Below are 17,592 nucleotides of genomic sequence, written 5' to 3'. Positions count from 1 at the left end.
TTATTCCGCTGCGTGTAGTTCAGCGAATTCGGTGTGGGAAATACCGAGCTGGTCGGCAATCGACTTCTGGTCGGCGGTGAGCGCTGCCGTTTCCACCTTGTCTTTTGCCGGGTTGTCCTGCTTCGGGGTTTGTTTACCGGTGAGGGCAGCAAGCACCGGGCGACCATCCAGCAAAGAATTCAGCGCGGCCATGTCGGCATTACCCAGTTCTTTTAAGTAAGACAGTTCAGCGGTGGCAATGAACTTGCCCGCTTTCTGGGCCTGTTCGATAACCTGGTCAACCGTTACCGCATCGTGATTGGCTTTCAGTGCGGCCAGTTCTGCAACTACCGCGTTATAGGTGGCAACCGGAATACCTGGCTGGCGTGCAGACAATGTCGCAATGGTGGTCTGGGCGGTTTCAAACCCTTCTGACTGCGCAGCTAATGCCGCGATGCCGGTGGCAGCTTCCGGGGTACTTAAGGCTGCATGCAGGGCAGCGGCGTCCATTTCCTGGGTGGTGTCGACAGTGACACCCAGCAGGGAAAACAGTAAGGCGTGGGCTTCGTTCATGGCTTTTGGCTCCGGTTGGTGTTGAACGTGTAGCGCAGCTGCCTCGGCCATGCCCTTAATAGCGGGGTCGTTGGTTAAGGCAGCACTGTGTAAATCTAAAACCGCACCGGTGATTTTGTCGTACATGACAACCGGCGAGTAATACAGGTATTCGTTGGCTTTAACATGGGTGCGGGCGGTATCGGTGAACGACAGCTGGGCGAACAAGCCCTGGCCCGAACGCCACTCGAACTTTTCACCCCAGGCAGAGGCCGGGGCTTTACCGCCATTCTCTTTGGCAAACAGGGTCTGGTGGTCGTAATCGAACAGCAGCCGCTGACCGGTGGCAGCACGGTCGTTGAGTTTCTGGGCGAGGGCCGCACCGGTAACATCGTTAATGCGCCATTTATTGCCCGGCACTTCGAATGGGCGGCCATCATAGGCGGCAAAGTCACCACCCGGCAGAATTTGCTGCCAGGGTTCATCGATATTGATTTCGAATGAGCAGGCAGCAATACCCAGGGGCTGTTCGGCATCGCCGGAAAGTACAGCAACGGCGAAACCTGCCGAATTCAAAGCAGCAGAAAGTGAAGCGGCTACATGGCGGTCACCTTGTTGGTTGGGGTGCGGTATTACGTGTACGTTTTTCATAGGCCCTCAGTATGGGCCGGTGGGGTAACGCTGTGGGATTAGTCTGAATTAGGGAGAGTCAGACATTCAGATATTCTTAGAGCCTGTTTAAATTCGCTCAGAAGCGTTTAAATGAATCGAAGGCGAACAGGTGTGGCCTTGGGTGGGTAAAATCGCTTACAGGAGCATACAGGGCGTTTTTCTAACTCTGCAAGTGGTCTTTCAAAATCGCGACAATTTCATCTTCGTCATTCCAGGGCGATGTGGCGATGCCAAGGTAAGGCCGCGCCGGTATGCCGTCTTCTTCACGACCAAACTGGTGAGTTGCGCCGTAAATCAGGTTGGTCCCAAATAGCAGCTCTGCGCCGGTCACCTGATAACTGAGGGTATCACGCAGGGTTCCTTCTTCCTGCAAAATGCGGTCGTCGGCCTTGTTGGCCAGCGTGCTGGGGGCTAATGGTTCCCAGGGCGTGCCATCTGGGGCCACTTCCAGTGAGAAGCGTTCGGCGTGGCTCTCCAGCAGGTATTCACCGATTTCGGCAAACGCGGGTTCCAGGTTCTGACCGGCAGTGATGATGCGCTGCAGATAACGCTCGGCACGGGCCAGGCTTTGAGCTTCTACTTCAATGAATACTCCGGCCATGGGTTAGTCCTGCGATGCGATAACAGCAGACATCAAATCGCCTAACGCTTCCTGTTCGTCGGGTGATGCGTCTGGCACCATCGCTTCAAGCTGCGCCAGCTTTTCTTCGGCAGGCGCACTGCTTGCGAACAGCTGCTGCGCTTCGGCAATCACTGTTGAGGGTTTCGAATTCGCAGCGCGGATTGATGCCAGTATTTTATTGGTTTTCATTCAGCAGTTTCTCCATGAGTTCATCAAAGTAGGTGGCGATTTCCGGGTAGTGCTGCTGCAGTACTTCGCGGTTTAATGCCCAGGCGGCAAAGTGTTCGGCGTGCCACTCCATCCAGTTCGTCAGGCTGTAGCGGGTGATGCCGGTGCTTTCGCCGGGTTGGTCGTAGCCACGGCGCATGGCGGCATAGTGTACCTGGTGACCCAGTTCGTGTACCCACGTTACAAAGGTGCCACCGTGATCCCCACTGTCGGTGTGGTGGCGCACAATGTGCGACAGCGACCACTGTTTGCTGCCTTCCTTCGCTGCCAGTATAGCGGCTTCCACGGCAGATGTGAGATCGGAAATGTCTGTCACCTTATTGAGTGATACGCCGGTTTTGGCTTTTACCACCACATGGTTCCACTGCTTGGATGTGTAGCCGTTAGAATTGCGGGCGGTACTGGACGGCACGGGCCAGTAGCGATAGGCGCGTTCTTCATCCACGCCCAGGTAGTCCGCAATGGGCTGGCGCAGCGGGGCAAGCTTACGGGTACCGCGCACCATGTCGGAGGGGCGCAGGAATAGCGTTTTAATATCGTACTTCTGAATGAAGGTGGCAAGCTGGTTCATTTGCGGCTGCACGGTGGCTACCTCGTTGAAAATGGTATTCAGGCCATGCACGTTCACCTGCTTGTTGGTTGAAAACGCTGTCGGTACCTGACGTTCTGGCAGGCGCTCACGCAGCGGGGGCTTCTCGGCCTGTTGCTGTTTGAGCAGCGTTTCCTGACTAACTTGTCCCGGTGAATAGTCGAAGCCCGGATCAATGCCCTGGGGCACATAGTGCACTTCGCCGGTGGCTTTGTCGGTCCATTCCACCGTATCGATTACCGGCTCGTCACTCACCGAATGGCCACGGCGTTTCAGGCTGCGCTCGGTTTCACCGTACACTTTGCACTTACAGCCCCAGCCATTCTGGGGAAACCATTTCTGCCAGAACGGGCTGTCCTTGGGCAACACCAGACCGTGTTTGCTGGCATGGTGGGGGCGCGGGTACCGGCTATCGCCGTGGGCATAGCGCCAGTACGGGAAGTTCTGCAGCTGGGCGTGACGGCCTGCGTTGTACGCCTGACGCATGTTGGTGCTGTAAATGATGTTGGCGCGCCAGGCGGCATTACCGGTGTGGTCCCAACCGTGCTTTTTAACCAGCTGTTTAAACTGCTTTTGAAAGGCGGTTAACGCGGTACCTTCGGCAATGGCATCATCGACCATTTTGCGCAGGTCGGCGAGCAGCTCGGTTTTGGTTGCGCCTGCCACCATGAAAGCGCTGTTATGCTGACTGCGCCACACATCTGCCCAGCGCTCACTGGGCATGTTGGTTTTCTCACGAAAGAACGTGATAGCTTCCTGAAAGGGCAGTGAACCGTATTGGGCCATTAATTCCCCTCATTCACATCGTAACGGCCAGACATTTCGGCGCTGGCCATGGCGAGCGCCAGCACTTCCTGATAGTCGGTGGTGTCCATGGTGTTCTCCAGTTCCAGCAGTTGCTCCAGCAGCTGCTCCATGGATTCGGCTTGTGCCACCATTTCTTCAATGGGCTGCATGATGGCCGCAAACGGTTCTGCCGCCGCTTTCTGCAGTTTGTCGGTAAAGATGTCTGCGCCGTCCGGGCCGGACTTGGCAGCACGCAGGGCCGCAAGGGCAAGCTTTAGCGGTGCTGCTGGATTAGGCTGTTCGGGCTGGGGTGTGATGTCCGTGATAGGCGCGGGCGCTGCTTTGGCCAGCACGGGTTCATCGCCATCCGGTTCCGGGATACGCAGCTTGTCCTGCGCCCAGCTAACAGGAATGCGCATGCCCACTTCAACCAGCTTCGGCAGGCTTTCAGAATAGAGCTTGAGGTCTTCCGGTTCCTGGGTGTCGAACACCAGGCGCGGTTTGCGCCGTGGGTCGCCGCTGTAGCTATTGCCATTCAGCATGTACATGGGCCAAATGAGGTCGCGGTTTAATGTAGTGGCTAACTGGCGTAAGTCATGATCACGAATGTCCATACGCACTTCGTTGTGCACATTCCCCAGGGCCTGACTACCGGTGCTGTCTACCTGCGCGGTGAGGGTTTGGCCTACCAGCACTTTGGACTGGGTGCGTTCGCACCAGGTCATCATGGTCATGAACGGATCGCTACCGCCACCCTTGGCCGCTTCGTGAAATTCGATTTCCATGCCCTTGGGGATAACACCACCGGCATTGTGACCAATGCCCATTACTGCCGCCAGTAACCGGGCTTTCTCCTCTTCGGTGGAGCCACTGGGGTATTTACCCAGCTTCACCGGAATACCGTAGATTTCAAGGAATTCAGCTAAATCGCGAGCGGAATAGTTCTTGAACACGAATGGCCAGGCAAGCTGACGGACCAGACCCTGCCGGGCCGGATAGCCGGATTTTGCAGCGTGACGGTGCTGCAGCCAGTTTAACGGGCGCAGCGGTTCGCCAAAGCCGGTCTGGTCTCTGAGGCGAATTTCGTTCTGGTTGTCCTGGGCAAGCTGGAACCAGGTGGCGGGAATATGCTCGAAGTTCTGCGGCACCCGGAAGCGGCGATACATGCCCCAGTCGAACTCGATATTGGAAAAGCCTTTCAAGATACCGTCTGACATGCCGAAAATGATGTTGTGCCAGTCGTCCACATCTTTCAGCATTTGTTCTATTTCAGCGGCGTCGGCCTGTTCACTGGCGCTGGCGTTGGCCGGTGGCTCAATGCTCCAGTCAATATCCGTAAGGGCCATCTTGCGTTTAAATAGTTCAGCCTGGATGTGGCCGTCTTTCTCTTCAATGTCTTCGGCCAGATAGCTTTGCTCCAGCAGATTGCCTTGCTCGGCGTTCTGCAGAATAAGCGCCAGTGATGCCGGGGTGAGACCACTAGATGGGTGTTCGGCAAACTCCCTGCGTAACTGGACTACGCGGGGGCTGTCGTCGGTTTGCTTGGCTTGCAGTTCTTTATCACGCACCCGGTAGCGGATGCCGTTTACTTCATAGGTTTCCATTTAAAAACACCCCTGTGGTTTAACGCCGTAATCGGCGGCATTGCGCATGCTGCTATGGGCGCGATCGGATTTGCCGGGCAGCGCGATGTAGTCAATTTCCCCGCCTTCCATTTTGCTGGCCATCACCAACATACAGCAGGCAATGGCGCTATCCCCGTGACGCTCTTTCTTGTCGTCGGTTTTGGCATCGGGTATGCGCGGCACGCCCCGGTTATTGATTTGTATTGAACGCAGGTCATCGAGAATGTCGGCGTCTTTTGGAATGACGATATCGAAGTCTTCATAGTACGACTTCATGACCGGCATGCTTTCGCGGTACCAGGTTTCGCTGATTTTTACCGACTCAACCAGACTGGAGCCGTATTTGTCGACGGCCTGTTCAGCTAAATATTCACCGTTGCCGGTGGCATCGAGCTGAGCACCGATAAAGCGGGGCGAACGGTCGATAAGGAAGAACAGGATTTGCTCTTGCTGCTTGTAGGGAATGTTGCGCAGCTCTACGACCAGCGGCACATGCAGGCTGAGGTCTTGCTGAATCGCCCCAATCCATAAACAGGTTAAGTCACCTTTACGGGCGAAATCTTCGCCCAGGCAGTGGCGATGGTCGGGGCTGAGTTTCATCAACTCCGGCAGCAGTACTTCATTACACCAGTCTTTAATGTCGGCGGCGCGCAGGTCTGGGCGCATGGCATTCCACTCTGGCGTTTGCTTGTACCGGATCACAATGGGCTGGCCGTTATCGCCGGGTTTCTGCATGGCCTTGTCAATCAGGGCGCGGCTGATGTAAGCGCCACCGCCGTGTTTAGGCACACAAAAGTATTCTTCCAGAGCATCTTCCTGGCTGGCGGTATCGCTAAGCAGGTCGTTCTTCCACTGTTCCTCGGCTTCCTGGCTCCATGGCGTGCCCAGGCGCTGACAGATACGCTGATACAGCCCTTCGGCGCAGGCATCGTCGAGGGTAATGCGGTGTACGCTGTAGCGTTTACGCCCGGCGCGGCTGTCTTCAATAAGTTGGTTAAACTGATTTTCAGAGCCGTTATGGGTGCTGATAAGGCGCACTTTTGCGCCCCACATGGTGAGTGCCAGGGCGGCTTTAAGCACCTCAGCCAGCAGCAGGTGAAAGGCGGCTTCGTCGATGGTGACGTTACCCTGCATACCACGCAGGTTGCTGGGTTTGGAGCTAAGCGCCTGAATTTTGAAACCGCTGGCAAAGTGAATAACGAACGTCAGGATCTCTTTGCCATCCTGGCCGTCATCGAAAAACATTTCTTCTTCGATGTCGCCTGCCGCTTTATTGAATGCCTTTGCCCACATGGCTGCAGCATCAATAAACTCGCGGGCCATTTCCTTGTTACTGCCCACATAGAAATGATTGGTACCGAGGGCGGCTTTGCTCTTACTGGCGGTTAATACGGCATCGGCAGCCTCTGCCCAGGTGATACCGGTACGACGTGACTTCTCGGCGATTTTCAGCGGTGAGTCATCGGCTATCCAACGTTTCTGGTACCCGAGCAACAGTTCGTTCTCATCAAAGGGAATGAACGTGGGCAGACCAAAGCGGGTCTCCAGCCAGTCGCATTGCTCAATGGCCTTCTGATACTGAGAAGGGCTGGGCTGAATTTCTTTAGGCGTGGTCTTTGGTGGCAGTTTCATCAGGCAATACCTAATATCTCTTTGCGGATAAGGGCTGCGCCCTCACTGGTGAGGCCAGCGGCTTTGGCGGCAGACTCGGCCCGTTCTGCCGCTTCTTCGGCCATGGCTTTACGGATTTCGCGTTCACGCTTGGTGGATTCACTGGCGGCTTTCTCCAGCTTTTCCACGCCTACGGCCAGTTCCTTAATGAACTTGGGCGGTACGGTTTCACCGGATTCAGACAGTTTCAGCACCTGGTCGAAGGCCAGCGTGCGCACCATCTCAATGAGCACTTTGGAGACTTCGCCGGTAGGTTTGCCGCCCAGCTGGTCGACCCACTGTTTAGACACTTCGCGGGCTTCCTGAATGCGACTGCCCACGGTGGCCATGCGCGTGGCGTAGCGATTCAGGCCAGAACGGCTGAGCTGTTCGTCATCGGGCAGTCCGGCATCCTGGATAAGGCCGTTTACCTTCTCCAGTACTTCGGTTTGCGTGACTGACTTGTCGCGCAGCAGCTCGATCAGAACGGCTTTGATGCTCTCCGGCAGCTGGTCGATTTTGCTGGGTTTGCCACGGGTGCGTTTATCTGTCATCGGTGGCCTCGTTGGGGGTTTCTTTCTCGCACTTTTCAAATTGCGAATCGCAGATATCCAAGAGCAAATCACGCAATTCAGCTTTGCTTTTGACAAGGTAGTCAATCTGCCCTTCATAGCTTTCCAACGTTTCGAGCATGACGCGTATGTTCGCTAAGCGGCATTCGTAAAGAACGATAATTACCGCGCTGACAATCAGGGTGATAAACAACGTCATCATTAATGCGAAACTCATGAGTTAGCCCCTTTTTTTGTTTTCAGGTACTGACCCAACTTGTAAAAACTCAGGCCGATGATCAGACCTGCAATGTTGCCGATGGCACCGGCGATAGTCATGCCGATGACGAACTGAACAAACTCATTCATGGTGCTTTCTTCCTCGCTTGCGGGGTTTTAACAGAAAGTAAAGCGCCCCGAACTGCAGGACGAATACCGATAATACGATGTATAGGCGCAGCCACTGCTGCGCGGTATCGAGGCACACTAGCGTGGCCCTGGGCGTTTCACGCCGGGCTGAGTGGCACGGCCTTGTTCGACATCCATACCGCGCTGAGTAAGGTAAGCAAGTGTGTAGCTCTCGTGATTGTCGAGTTTGAGCAGCCCTTGCTCTTCTAACCAATGCAGGTGACTGCCTATTTTATCCATGGTCATGTTGTTGCCGAACTGGGCGCACACAGACTGAATGATGCTGTTATTGGTTCCGTAGTCATTCATCGCAGCCAGGCAATGCAGGATGCTCAGGCGTTCGTGCTCGTTCATTATAGTGGTGATAGCCATTACTTTTTCTCTCCGCGCAGCTCGTTTTCCAGCAGCATGTTGTACTGGTTTAAAATCTGTTTAAACATGGGTTCAACGCTTTCTAAACGGCCTTCAAGCCGGGCCATGGTTTCCCGCAGTGCCTGCGAATCCTGCGAGGTGGGCAGGTTCTGCACGTGATGGTCAATCTTGTTCACCATCTCGCTCAGGCGATAGTGATCAGCTTTATGTTTTTTAAAATCCTGTTTGTGCTGCTCTAAATTCTGCGCATGGGCATCCAACTCTTTTTTGGTGGCGAAGTACTTCGACAGCCACCACAGCAGGGCAAAGCCAGTGATGGCAATCAGCAGCGAGTAGAAGCGCCAGAACTTGTTTACATGGTCGATGAGGTCCATCAGCGGTTCCTTTTGTCGTGGTCTTGTTGGCAATCCACACAACGAATTGCAAAAGGTGCTGCCTCGCGGCGTGCGGTTATGTCGGCATCACAGGTTAAACACAGCGGTTCGCCGCTTGGGCCGGTTTTACGGGCTGGGGCGGGAGACAAATCGAACCGGCGGTTTTCCATCGCCATGTCGTGAAACTGGGCTGAAACAATCTGAGCCTGATCAGCGATATCCATTCAGCTGGCTCCCTGCTTTGAAAACTTGTCGAAGGTACGGAAGCCGAACCAGGCGAGGGTTGGCGCTGCCAGCATCATGGCAATTTCCATGGATGCCCCGAAGGATGTCAGACCGGTCGCGTGGGCCAGCTCCATGCCAATGACATACACGGCAGTAAACCAGCTGTGGCGGTTGGCGATTTCAGGGCGCACGCCTTTCACATCTTTACTGGCCCGGATGGTTTCCTGCTGTTGGGTGTGCATGGCCACATCGTAATTCAGCGTGTTCTTTTCCCGTTCTGCAGCAATGCGGCCAAGTTCAACAGAGAGTTTGCTGATGTCTTCTGAGGGCTGTTGATTAACCACGCTTTCAAGTTGCTTCACCTGGCTGGCTGTAGGGTTCGGCCCAATGGCCTGCACCACGTCGGCTACGGTTTGGGCCACGCGCTCGGTGGTGCCGCCTTTGCTTTCGCCGAACATGCGAATAAGCGACGGGCCTGCGCTGATGAGGGCGGCGAGTAATGGGGCCATTTATCTACTTCCTAATCGTTGTTTAATTGCGGTGAGAGGATGGTCCTGCGACACAGGGGCTGGCTTTCTTCCCAGCTGGGTATCGAGGTATTCACGCATTTCAGCGAGTGAAATACTGTTCCAGCCCTGACGCCAGAAACTGTGCGCGGTGGCGTTGTAGCTGGACTCAGGCAGTATTACCGCCGTGTGGTTTCTGGCGGCTTCCAGGGTGGCTTTGAACCGCGCCTTTCTGCCGCTTTCGAACCACTCCTGATTGCGTTTGCTCATCGTGGCCATCGGTGAATACTCATCTTTAACGGAGACGCCGGGCCATAGAGCCAGCGGCGGGCTGAGTGGATGTAATGCTCCTGGGTGCCGCTACCGGCCACGGTGTTGTAAAAGGTTTTCCAGTAGCGGGCGCGTTCCCAGGCAGAGACAGGGATTGGCTCAGGGCGCAGCTTGTAAAACAGGCGGGTAAAGACCAGGGCTTTTAACGGGTCTTCGCGCAGGTCTTCTGGCTGTAGGCTGTACACATCGAATTCAAAGGCCTGACGGACAAGCTCTGCATCGTTGCCACGGGTACGCTGGCGCACGTCCTTAACGGCAATTGGGTCGCCCTGCGTCAGGCCGCTACCCGCGCCGTTGGGTGTGGGGTCGGCAAAGGTGCCCAGCTGCGTTTCAGCCGCAGCCGTTTCCAGCAGCAGGTGAACAGCCGTTCTGTTTGCGCCGTGCCCGAGCAAATCGCAGACGTTTACCGCAAGCTGAAAGGCTTGCTGAAAACTGGTCAGGCCGTAGTGGAGTGAATTTTCTTGGTTCATACCGCCATCTTAGCGATGGCGGTGCGGGGAGGGTGGTTAGCTTGGACTTAGGGGATTAGCCGACTTTGGCGAGGAAACGCTTTAACGCATAATAAGACTTGCTATCGGTGTCGCCGTCAATGATGGCGTCTTCCAATGTGCCATCCGGCGTTTCAACGCGCATCCATACTTTCTTCGCTTTGGTAATACGCTGCAGATTTTCCATGCTAATGATAAACGCCTTGGAACTGTTTTTGATAAACCCGTCCTGGCTGATATCAGAACTGGTCGTGATCTGATTCTCTTTGAGCGTGATAATGTCGCCGTCTATATTCAGCTTGGCACCGAATATAGCAGAAAGCTGATTAAAAAGCTGAACGGTAATTAGAGCGGAATCTGGATACTTACTTGACCATTGCAACCCAAACCCAGTACAGCTAATGCTTTTACATGCATTGGCGTGTGGGGCGATATTGACTATGCGTGCATCGTCGAAGCCGGAATGGTGTTCTGTTGGCACTAAGCCTGTTTTGGTGGAACACCCGGTTAAGGCTAAGAGACCAGCGACAAGTAATAGTTTTCTCATTTTAATATCCTTATAAACGTGTAGCTAAGAAATGAAACCCCAGTAAAACCGGGGTTGTTGTCAATGTTGTTGTGTTTACCCTGTTTTTATCAGGATACCGAACTTAACCTGCTTTGGTTACCCAATTGAGTGCTGAGTTTTCTTTGTTGGTCACTCAAATACCCCATCAATATAGCAAGTTTTTTCGTTTGGCAAACCCCTTCAGGGATTTCACCCACCAATTCCGCCAACACTTCCTGGCAGGTAACCAGCGTGTCAAGTTCATCCAATATGTGAATATTTTTCATTTGCGATACTCCTTGCAAAAATAGGCGTAGGCTGTGCCCATGGCTACACAGTCCCAGTGAATGCCCTCATATTCAACCAGCCAGTTGCGGGCTGTCTTATCATCCTTCCTGACTCCGGCTGCATCAAGTACTTTTGTCTTAGTTGAGCCGGGGTTCTCATGCAAAAATTGTATAACAGCATGAATAAATGTGTGTTTTTTGTGCTCAGTATACGGATTATTTTTTAGTGATGCAGGTACAGGACGTTGTTTTTGTGTGAGTTCCTGCTGTAAATACGTCGCTTTTTCGCGATAAAGCTGTAGCAGTTCTTGTTGCAGTTCGGCGTTGGCCTGCTGCAGTTCGGTTGACATGTCGGCAGGGGGAAGCTGCTGTAGCTGCTCGGCCATGGCATTGAATGCGTTGATGTACGCCTCTTTAATGACTGCTGCCTGCTTACCGGTGAAGCCCATAACCAGAAACACAAAGCCGTCTTTGGTGATGTTATACATTTCACGCATTTCGCCTTTGGCATCTTTATATTTAACGGGCGCAAAATTGCGCTCGTTGAAATAATCGGAGCAATCTATGTTTCTAATGGCTCTTAAAATGTCTTTGTGTTGCTTTCCGAATACTTCGGCTATGCGGGTTGACGGGGTGTAAAGCTGGTTGCCTTTTACATCGATATAGTGGCGCAAGTCCACGTCGGGGAGTTGATTGACCATAATGGCCTCCTTATGGTTTTTAGTTAACGCCTACCAGTTAGTAGCTGGTAGCCGGGTGTCAACTAGAGCACCATAAGTTGCTCCGGGCCTATTCCCCTTGCGGGTGTTTTATTAACGCCTCTCCACCCGGCCATTGAAAAATGGACGGATCACACCTGTATTACAGGCGTAAAAAAGCCGCAAGGCTATCGGGTGCGGAAGGCCGCTTATGGTGTTCTAGTGCGGCCACCTTAATCCCGAGCGTGCGGTGTGTCAATAATTCCTTATGCATATTAGTGATTGAGTGGGCAGCGCAGAAACCCGCGCTACAACGTTTACAACTTTGACAACTTTAGATTGACTGGTAGATGATGCGGGTGTGTTTCTTGTGGCTTGTCCAATACACACCGTCGTATTTTTCTAACCGAGCGCGGGCGGTTTTATCGTCTTTCGCGAAGCCTGCTTTATTGAGCAAATCAGTTTTGTTCATCTGCCCGTGCTGCATCAGGGCATCTTTAATACTGCTCACGAACGATACATCGGCTTCTGTTGCCATGGCTTCCACCAGATTCACCGGTGTGAGCGCGAGGGTTTGTGGGCAGATGTCGAATGCCTGGTCGCTAATGGCTGCACGTTCTTTCTTCACTTCCAGATGTACACCCACTTGCTGAGACAGTTCCCGTTTCTGCAGGCGGTACATGTTATCTACACTGTTGCGAATATTATTGCTGCCCTGGTAGTTGCGACCATCCTTGTTCGAGTGGTGCAAAATCAGGATGGTGCCGCCCGCTTCACGGATGTCTTTCAGGTGTGACAGGGTAACCGCCACGCGGGGGTCGTTGTTCACGTCTGTGAAGTCCCGCAGGCTGTCGATAACAAAAAAGATGTTGTCATAGCGGTTGGCTACAGCATCTTCGGCCAGCTGGCGCAGCAGTTCGCCAGGCGGCAGGGGGCTTTTACTGCGCTGCACATAATGCAGATTGGTGCACGATTGAATGAGCATTTCATTTACATTGCGTTCTTTCAGTACGCCCAGTGGGTTGTCGAAATCGAGATAGAACACATGGAACATGGTGCGGGCACAGTAGCGGGCAAGGGCCAGCGCCAGCCAGCTTTTGCCGTTCCCGCCGTCTGCGTACACCATGGTAATCATCCGCTTGGCAATAAAGCCATCAATGATAAATTCCACTTTTTCATTGAAGTCTTTTTCAGACAGGCTGGCGTTGGTCAATAGTTCAAACATTCATTTATTCCTTAAGTAAAATCGCTGACATCAATGCCCAGTTCACGGGCCAGCAAGATATCTTCCCTTTTGCGGCGGTTAGCGCGGGCGGCTTTTTGTTCTTCGGTCATGCGTCGATTATTGAGATCGCGGATGGCATCACTTTTCTTCTCTTTCCTTGCTGTAGGCGGACGGAACGGGTGATAGTCGAGTTCAAGCATGTGTTTAATCCTCTAAAAATTCGTGTAGCCCCATTCGGCGGGCGCGGACGGTTGCTTTCTTCAAAGCGCGGATTTCAATTTCTCTTATTGCCTGGTCACTGCAGTTACAAACATCGGCAATTTCCTGGCGGGTGAGGGTGACGTCCGGTTGGGCATGAAGGCAGAGTGCCGTCAGGCCGATTTCGATTTCCGGGTTGATTTTCGCCGGGTTCGCCATGGGTTAGTTCTCATCAATTAATTCATCGGAAGTCACAACCAGTTGCACCTGGCAATCTTTGCCGTTTATTCGCAACGTACCTATCCACGCTTTCATGGTGACAGTGAATGGACAGTTCATATCTTCAGCAAGGGAATTAACCAGTGATTCAAACACCGGTGACTCGTTCGCACAGTCACTTAACAGCAGCTCTTCTGAGTCATAATCCGGGTGCTTGTGTTTATAAATGGAAGCTGATGGTTTGTTTGAAGTCATTTTGAAGCCCTCTTTGGCGTGCCGTTGTACTTGAATTCGTTTTCAACGCGTTCGGCTTCCTGGATGAGGAACTTGCCGATTTCCTTCACTTGCTTGGGTGTTGCCACAAAACTCTCGTCCCAACTCATGACAATGAATTGCCACGGCTGCAGTTTCTGTTCGAAGGACTTCTGGTTCACGATTGCAAGGTCAATCGGGTAAAGACTGTGCGTAACTTCCTGACGATGAAATGCCATGTGTGTGCTCCTTAGTTAAAGCAGTGTGGGTTGAATTTTTGCTAAGTACTCTTTGCGTTTAATGCGCAGAATTTTGTAAACCTGGATGGTGTTCAGCTCCGGGCAGTACTCTTTGTGTATCCGATCAACTGGCCAGCTCTTCTCGTGCCATAGCCGGAACATCTGAATATCTCGAAGTTCTTGTTTCAGTTTGTCGCCCCGTGGCAGGTACCGGCATTCACCGCCCTGGTAGTGAGCGATTTCAGCAATTAACCGGCAGGCCAACTGATAAGCCTGCTTGCCTTTCATGCCTTCCTCATTCAGACGACGTTCGGTGATCAGCACCAGTGCCCACAAATGTTCTTTGAATCGCGACATGGCTAGGGCGCGGTCATCGGTCACATCAGACAGGTTGTTCAGCAGCTGGTCGAAATCCTCTTCGAAGGCGAAGTTGTTCTGGTCTTCACTCACTGTGTTTACTCCTTGCGGCTTTACGAAGCTGCGCCATGCGTTTCTGAATGGGGCAGTTCGGGTTGATGGTTTGCTGCTCGATAATGGGCGGCAGTTCTGGCGCAGGCAGGGCCTGACGCTTAGGGGGCAATTTGTTCATGCGATGCAGGTACACCGCTTGGCGGTACGCTTTCTTGAATCGTGCGTTAAATGGCTTTTCCGCTTCCTTGTGCAGGTAGTGGCCAACTTGCTCGTTGGTGTATTCAACAACACGATGGCTGAACACAAAGTCGTCGTTAAAGCGCTCGGCACCACGGCGACAAATGATTTCTTTTAGTGCCGCTTCTGGTGCAGGCAGGCCAGCGGCCAGCGATTCATCACACAATGCGAGAAAGTCTGGCAGTTCTGGTGGCCATTCAATTTGCTGCATGATGATGCGGTTGATCGCATGGTCGACCGCAGCGGCATTGACATGGGACAAGGTAAAACCTTGCGCCCACATGCGTTTGGTTAACGCCACATCGTCGGCATTGCCGAAACGGGAGCTGTAGCGACGCCCGAAGATCAGCTGAAACTTGCCGAACGTGTGGTTAACCATTCTGACTACCTCGTCTTTAATCGTCTGACCAGCCGGTGTCGTTGATGTTGAGCAATGACTGGCTGACGTTCTGGGCAGGTTGTTGGCTAACTGGCTGACTGATTTCATGGTATTGGTTCTCGCTCAAGTCCCAACCTGGCAGGCTGCAGAGGACTTTTTTCAGATAGTTATGGTTGCTTAACGGCTTGGTATCGCCGCCTTCTCGGCGGTTCTGGCTGATATTGCTCACGGTTTGCTCTAACGCCTGACACAGCGCTTTGGCGTTTGGTGTGAGTGACAGGGTTTCTGTCAGTAATTTCAGCGCGCGACCGTTGTTTAAATCGGATTTAACCGGGCGAAACAGGCCCAGATAGCCCAGCAGCACTGTTGCTGTTTGAGTATCGAGGCGGGCCACGGTGGCAATCAGTTCTCGGCCTGCCTGGTCCTGCACCAGGGCATCAAGGTGCAGGGTGCTGTGGCAAACCGGACAGCGGCATAATTTCATAGACGCTGCCCCTCATAGGCTGCCGACACGTAGTCATAAGGTGCTTTGGCGATAGGCCAGCTTTTACGATGGCCACTCAGTGAGTAAATGCCGTTCTTTTTCAGCACTGCGGCCATTTCACGGCGGTGCCAGTACTTCAACGATTCGAGTACCTTGTTGCACGTCTCACCCTGTAACCAGGCAGCAGCGGCAATACCTTCACCATTGTTTTCAGATTTGGTTTGGCGGCGCACGTAGGCATCCAGCGCGGCTTCGCTGCCGTCTTCAACAAAGCCGTGCTGATGCATGGTGATCCAAATGGCACGCAGTTTATCCACTGTGGCACCGCGACTGGGGGGGGACTGGCGGCGAGTACTGGTTTTCTTGTACTTAAAGCCTTTGGACTTCATTGCTTCGAGTACTTTGCGCAGTTCCCACAGAGACATTTTCAACGTGCTGGTTTTACCGGTGACCTGGTTCAGCAGGCTACGGTAGGTGTCGTCGTCCATGGCGAGTTGGTTTTTACCCACGTGAACGGCGCTGATTAAGCGTTTTTTTTCGTCTTTCATTGTTTTCTCTTTGCTGCTTACGGATAACAGAAGCCCACTTGTAATGGACTTGTGTTATGCCCCTCAACGAGGGGCAGGGTCTACGCAGGTTCCGCTTCTGGTGTAAGGGCTTTGCCTTTTACCTCTGGCTGGTCTGCCGTGATGTTGGCAAGGTCGAGCGGCAGTTGGTGATAGTTGCCGTTGTCGTCGCGGTAATACACGCGGAAGTATTCGGCGCTGGAGTCCACTTCAATGGCATCCGCCAGAGCATTCATGCCTTCTTTCCATTGCGGGTCGTCGATATCGAGGCTGCGAAGGCTTAGCACTTTGGCGGCACTGAAGCGGCCGTTCTTATCGGTTTTAAACGCACTTTGAACAACGGCCTGCAGGTTCTTGTTGCTGCCTTTCGACCAGCGTTTAATGCACTCGTCGAGGATGCGGCGGGCGGCAATCGCGTTCTCGTTGAAGCACACGCGGTCTTGTCGGCTGCGCTCAATTTTGATGCGGCGGTCAATGCTGTACAGGGTGACGTTGCCTTTTTGCCCGCCCAGATGCTTGTCGTATTTGGCCATAGCCATCTTCACGAACTGGGCAACTTGGAAGCGCAGCTGGTGTGCCAGGTTAAGCATTTCTTCGTGGACCAGGATTGCTTGGCTAAACAGATCGCGTGTCAGGGCATCACGTTCCAGGTCGAGGGGTTTAATCCGATCGATGCGGCGTAAGTTGCCTTCGTGGTCTTCACGGTAGCCTTTCGGGCAATCGACGGTGGTTAGCGCGTAAAGTGAATCGATGTAGCTCATGCTGATACCTCAAAATAGTTGTTGTTTTTCCAGCGGACGGTGCAGCCATGTATGCGGCGTACCATCACGTGTTCGCGGCCCGTTGCAGTGCCAATGGTGCTGATTTGGGTGCCGGTGAACTGAGGGTTCAGCGGCGGTAGGATTTCGATCACGGTGGCTGATTGCTCAATGTTCAACGACACGATGGCGCAGCCCTGTTTGATAACTTCCTGCATTGCCAGCGCGGCGTTATCAATGCGTTGTTTAAAAAGCCGGTTTTGCTTGTTCATTTCATCCGTTCCTGTGTGGACATGTTTTGCACGCCCGGAATAACCGGACGCGCTGGGGATTGCTGTGGCTAAAGGGCTTTTGCTGTTCAGATGCACAACGCTGAGAAGCAATGTCGCCCAGCACCGGACAGTTGACAGTGGTGCGGATGTACGCCGCTGCCACACGCTTGCCAACGTTATCCAGGCTGCCGTTGTATTTTTTGTTAAGAACCATGGACAGGGTGGTTTTTGACAATCCGGTGTCAGCCTCTACCTGTCTGCGGCCCAGTTCCGTTACCTTCTGCAGTAACAACTCAAACCAATCCATCAGTTGCCCTCCTTTTTGGGCGGCGCAATCGCCTTGCCTGTGTTCTGGTCACGGAGCCCGCGTTTACCAACGACGGGGTACTTTCGGCCTGTGTTTTCAACCAGGTGGTAAATGCAGGGGCGCGGTGCACTTTGTTTCTTCGCCCCCCATTGCCCACGGGTTAACGCTACATAGCCGTATTTGCGTAAGTCGCTGATGAACCGAGTGGCATCGCCACGCTTTACGTCTGCAGCTGCCTGTACCTCTTCCACCGTAAATTTAGGTCCGAGATAACGCATAGCCTGCCAAATACGTTGACGTTTACACGCCTGTGGATGCGGGTTTGGGCGCTTGCGCGAAAAGCTTGGCGTTGCAGTTGGTACCGCGCGGTACACATAGGGTTTTGCCGCTTTGTTTACCGCTTCTACACACCCTCGGCGGATCAGCTCGTCCATGACCGACTTGATTTTTGGCATCGGCTGACCCACATAACGGGCCAACTCGGTGCTGTGAAAGTCGGGTTGATCCTCTATCCATTCCCAGCAAACTTGGGTTAATGACTTCTCACCCATGATTT

Annotated in this window: 31 protein-coding genes; all 31 read right to left on the bottom strand. The window is 53.3% G+C overall.

Features of this window, described 5'->3' with window-relative positions:
- The 31 genes from BFC18_RS05255 to BFC18_RS05110 all read right to left on the bottom strand — a co-directional run bounded on the left by BFC18_RS05255 (position 1) and on the right by BFC18_RS05110 (position 17,587).
- Entirely contained in the window at positions 1–1,182 is a 1,182-nt protein-coding gene (locus BFC18_RS05255; RefSeq protein WP_083272928.1) for a phage protease, read from the bottom strand.
- Positions 1,183–1,363: 181 nt separating this feature from the next.
- Positions 1,364–1,804 carry a phage virion morphogenesis protein gene (locus tag BFC18_RS05250; RefSeq protein WP_070124150.1) on the bottom strand — a complete coding sequence of 147 codons (441 nt, stop codon included), beginning with the start codon at positions 1,802–1,804 and terminating at the stop codon, positions 1,364–1,366.
- 3 nt (positions 1,805–1,807) lie between these two features.
- Positions 1,808–2,014 carry a hypothetical protein gene (locus BFC18_RS05245; RefSeq protein ID WP_070124149.1) on the bottom strand — a complete coding sequence of 69 codons (207 nt, stop codon included), beginning with the start codon at positions 2,012–2,014 and terminating at the stop codon, positions 1,808–1,810.
- Positions 2,001–3,428, bottom strand: a complete 1,428-nt coding sequence (locus BFC18_RS05240; protein ID WP_070124148.1) for a phage minor head protein — start codon at positions 3,426–3,428, stop codon at positions 2,001–2,003. Before BFC18_RS05240 ends, BFC18_RS05245 begins: the two co-directional genes overlap by 14 nt.
- A complete protein-coding gene (locus BFC18_RS05235) occupies positions 3,428–5,032 on the bottom strand; it encodes a DUF935 domain-containing protein (RefSeq protein ID WP_070124147.1) in 1,605 nt (534 codons plus the stop codon). The genes BFC18_RS05240 and BFC18_RS05235 overlap by 1 nt, the downstream gene beginning before the upstream one ends.
- On the bottom strand, positions 5,033–6,685 hold the full coding sequence (locus BFC18_RS05230; protein ID WP_070124146.1) for a hypothetical protein: 1,653 nt from the start codon (positions 6,683–6,685) through the stop codon (positions 5,033–5,035). It abuts the gene before it with no gap.
- Entirely contained in the window at positions 6,685–7,257 is a 573-nt protein-coding gene (locus BFC18_RS05225) for a DUF3486 family protein (RefSeq protein ID WP_070124145.1), read from the bottom strand. Before BFC18_RS05225 ends, BFC18_RS05230 begins: the two co-directional genes overlap by 1 nt.
- Entirely contained in the window at positions 7,247–7,492 is a 246-nt protein-coding gene (locus BFC18_RS05220) for a hypothetical protein (protein ID WP_070124144.1), read from the bottom strand. Before BFC18_RS05220 ends, BFC18_RS05225 begins: the two co-directional genes overlap by 11 nt.
- Positions 7,489–7,623, bottom strand: coding sequence for a hypothetical protein (locus BFC18_RS22000; protein ID WP_281182370.1), 135 nt, complete (start codon positions 7,621–7,623; stop codon positions 7,489–7,491). Before BFC18_RS22000 ends, BFC18_RS05220 begins: the two co-directional genes overlap by 4 nt.
- Before the next feature lie 117 nt (positions 7,624–7,740).
- Positions 7,741–8,034: a VpaChn25_0724 family phage protein gene (locus BFC18_RS05215; RefSeq protein WP_070124143.1), complete on the bottom strand. Its 294-nt coding sequence runs from the start codon at positions 8,032–8,034 to the stop codon at positions 7,741–7,743.
- Positions 8,034–8,408: a DUF2730 family protein gene (locus tag BFC18_RS05210; protein ID WP_070124142.1), complete on the bottom strand. Its 375-nt coding sequence runs from the start codon at positions 8,406–8,408 to the stop codon at positions 8,034–8,036. The genes BFC18_RS05215 and BFC18_RS05210 overlap by 1 nt, the downstream gene beginning before the upstream one ends.
- Positions 8,408–8,632, bottom strand: coding sequence for a TraR/DksA C4-type zinc finger protein (locus BFC18_RS05205; RefSeq protein ID WP_070124141.1), 225 nt, complete (start codon positions 8,630–8,632; stop codon positions 8,408–8,410). The genes BFC18_RS05210 and BFC18_RS05205 overlap by 1 nt, the downstream gene beginning before the upstream one ends.
- The gene (locus BFC18_RS05200) at positions 8,633–9,142 is read right to left on the bottom strand and encodes a hypothetical protein (protein WP_070124140.1); all 510 of its coding nucleotides are present in this window, start codon (positions 9,140–9,142) and stop codon (positions 8,633–8,635) included.
- Positions 9,143–9,409 (bottom strand): hypothetical protein, encoded by a 267-nt coding sequence (locus BFC18_RS05195; protein WP_070124139.1) that lies wholly within the window; start codon positions 9,407–9,409, stop codon positions 9,143–9,145. It lies immediately after the preceding gene.
- On the bottom strand, positions 9,406–9,939 hold the full coding sequence (locus BFC18_RS05190; RefSeq protein WP_070124138.1) for a hypothetical protein: 534 nt from the start codon (positions 9,937–9,939) through the stop codon (positions 9,406–9,408). Before BFC18_RS05190 ends, BFC18_RS05195 begins: the two co-directional genes overlap by 4 nt.
- 55 nt (positions 9,940–9,994) lie before the next feature.
- On the bottom strand, positions 9,995–10,504 hold the full coding sequence (locus BFC18_RS05185; protein ID WP_070124137.1) for a hypothetical protein: 510 nt from the start codon (positions 10,502–10,504) through the stop codon (positions 9,995–9,997).
- An 89-nt stretch (positions 10,505–10,593) separates the two neighbouring features.
- A complete protein-coding gene (locus BFC18_RS05180; RefSeq protein ID WP_070124136.1) occupies positions 10,594–10,791 on the bottom strand; it encodes a hypothetical protein in 198 nt (65 codons plus the stop codon).
- On the bottom strand, positions 10,788–11,492 hold the full coding sequence (locus BFC18_RS05175) for a Rha family transcriptional regulator (RefSeq protein ID WP_070124135.1): 705 nt from the start codon (positions 11,490–11,492) through the stop codon (positions 10,788–10,790). Before BFC18_RS05175 ends, BFC18_RS05180 begins: the two co-directional genes overlap by 4 nt.
- A 331-nt stretch (positions 11,493–11,823) precedes the next feature.
- Positions 11,824–12,714, bottom strand: coding sequence for an AAA family ATPase (locus tag BFC18_RS05170; protein ID WP_070124134.1), 891 nt, complete (start codon positions 12,712–12,714; stop codon positions 11,824–11,826).
- 11 nt (positions 12,715–12,725) lie between these two features.
- Positions 12,726–12,914 (bottom strand): hypothetical protein, encoded by a 189-nt coding sequence (locus tag BFC18_RS05165; protein WP_070124133.1) that lies wholly within the window; start codon positions 12,912–12,914, stop codon positions 12,726–12,728.
- 4 nt (positions 12,915–12,918) lie between these two features.
- Positions 12,919–13,131: a hypothetical protein gene (locus BFC18_RS05160; RefSeq protein WP_070124132.1), complete on the bottom strand. Its 213-nt coding sequence runs from the start codon at positions 13,129–13,131 to the stop codon at positions 12,919–12,921.
- A gap of 3 nt (positions 13,132–13,134) precedes the next feature.
- Positions 13,135–13,386, bottom strand: a complete 252-nt coding sequence (locus BFC18_RS05155; RefSeq protein ID WP_070124131.1) for a hypothetical protein — start codon at positions 13,384–13,386, stop codon at positions 13,135–13,137.
- A complete protein-coding gene (locus tag BFC18_RS05150) occupies positions 13,383–13,622 on the bottom strand; it encodes a hypothetical protein (RefSeq protein WP_070124130.1) in 240 nt (79 codons plus the stop codon). Before BFC18_RS05150 ends, BFC18_RS05155 begins: the two co-directional genes overlap by 4 nt.
- Before the next feature lie 15 nt (positions 13,623–13,637).
- On the bottom strand, positions 13,638–14,072 hold the full coding sequence (locus BFC18_RS05145) for a Mor transcription activator family protein (protein WP_070124129.1): 435 nt from the start codon (positions 14,070–14,072) through the stop codon (positions 13,638–13,640).
- Positions 14,065–14,757 carry a replication protein P gene (locus tag BFC18_RS05140; RefSeq protein WP_139138956.1) on the bottom strand — a complete coding sequence of 231 codons (693 nt, stop codon included), beginning with the start codon at positions 14,755–14,757 and terminating at the stop codon, positions 14,065–14,067. The genes BFC18_RS05145 and BFC18_RS05140 overlap by 8 nt, the downstream gene beginning before the upstream one ends.
- Entirely contained in the window at positions 14,666–15,133 is a 468-nt protein-coding gene (locus tag BFC18_RS05135) for a hypothetical protein (protein WP_070124127.1), read from the bottom strand. The genes BFC18_RS05140 and BFC18_RS05135 overlap by 92 nt, the downstream gene beginning before the upstream one ends.
- Positions 15,130–15,681 carry a gp16 family protein gene (locus BFC18_RS05130; protein WP_070124126.1) on the bottom strand — a complete coding sequence of 184 codons (552 nt, stop codon included), beginning with the start codon at positions 15,679–15,681 and terminating at the stop codon, positions 15,130–15,132. The genes BFC18_RS05135 and BFC18_RS05130 overlap by 4 nt, the downstream gene beginning before the upstream one ends.
- An 80-nt stretch (positions 15,682–15,761) precedes the next feature.
- Entirely contained in the window at positions 15,762–16,460 is a 699-nt protein-coding gene (locus BFC18_RS05125; RefSeq protein ID WP_070124125.1) for a DUF3164 family protein, read from the bottom strand.
- Complete coding sequence (locus BFC18_RS05120; RefSeq protein ID WP_070124124.1) at positions 16,457–16,729, bottom strand: hypothetical protein; 273 nt, start codon at positions 16,727–16,729, stop codon at positions 16,457–16,459. The genes BFC18_RS05125 and BFC18_RS05120 overlap by 4 nt, the downstream gene beginning before the upstream one ends.
- A 1-nt stretch (position 16,730) precedes the next feature.
- Complete coding sequence (locus tag BFC18_RS05115) at positions 16,731–17,036, bottom strand: hypothetical protein (protein ID WP_070124123.1); 306 nt, start codon at positions 17,034–17,036, stop codon at positions 16,731–16,733.
- Complete coding sequence (locus BFC18_RS05110) at positions 17,036–17,587, bottom strand: helix-turn-helix domain-containing protein (RefSeq protein ID WP_070124122.1); 552 nt, start codon at positions 17,585–17,587, stop codon at positions 17,036–17,038. The genes BFC18_RS05115 and BFC18_RS05110 overlap by 1 nt, the downstream gene beginning before the upstream one ends.
- Positions 17,588–17,592 lie beyond the last annotated feature (5 nt).

Source organism: Alteromonas confluentis, from assembly GCF_001757105.1.
Lineage (GTDB): Bacteria > Pseudomonadota > Gammaproteobacteria > Enterobacterales > Alteromonadaceae > Alteromonas > Alteromonas confluentis.
Note: the sequence above shows the minus strand (reverse complement) of the source record. Positions and strands in the feature narration are given on the sequence as shown.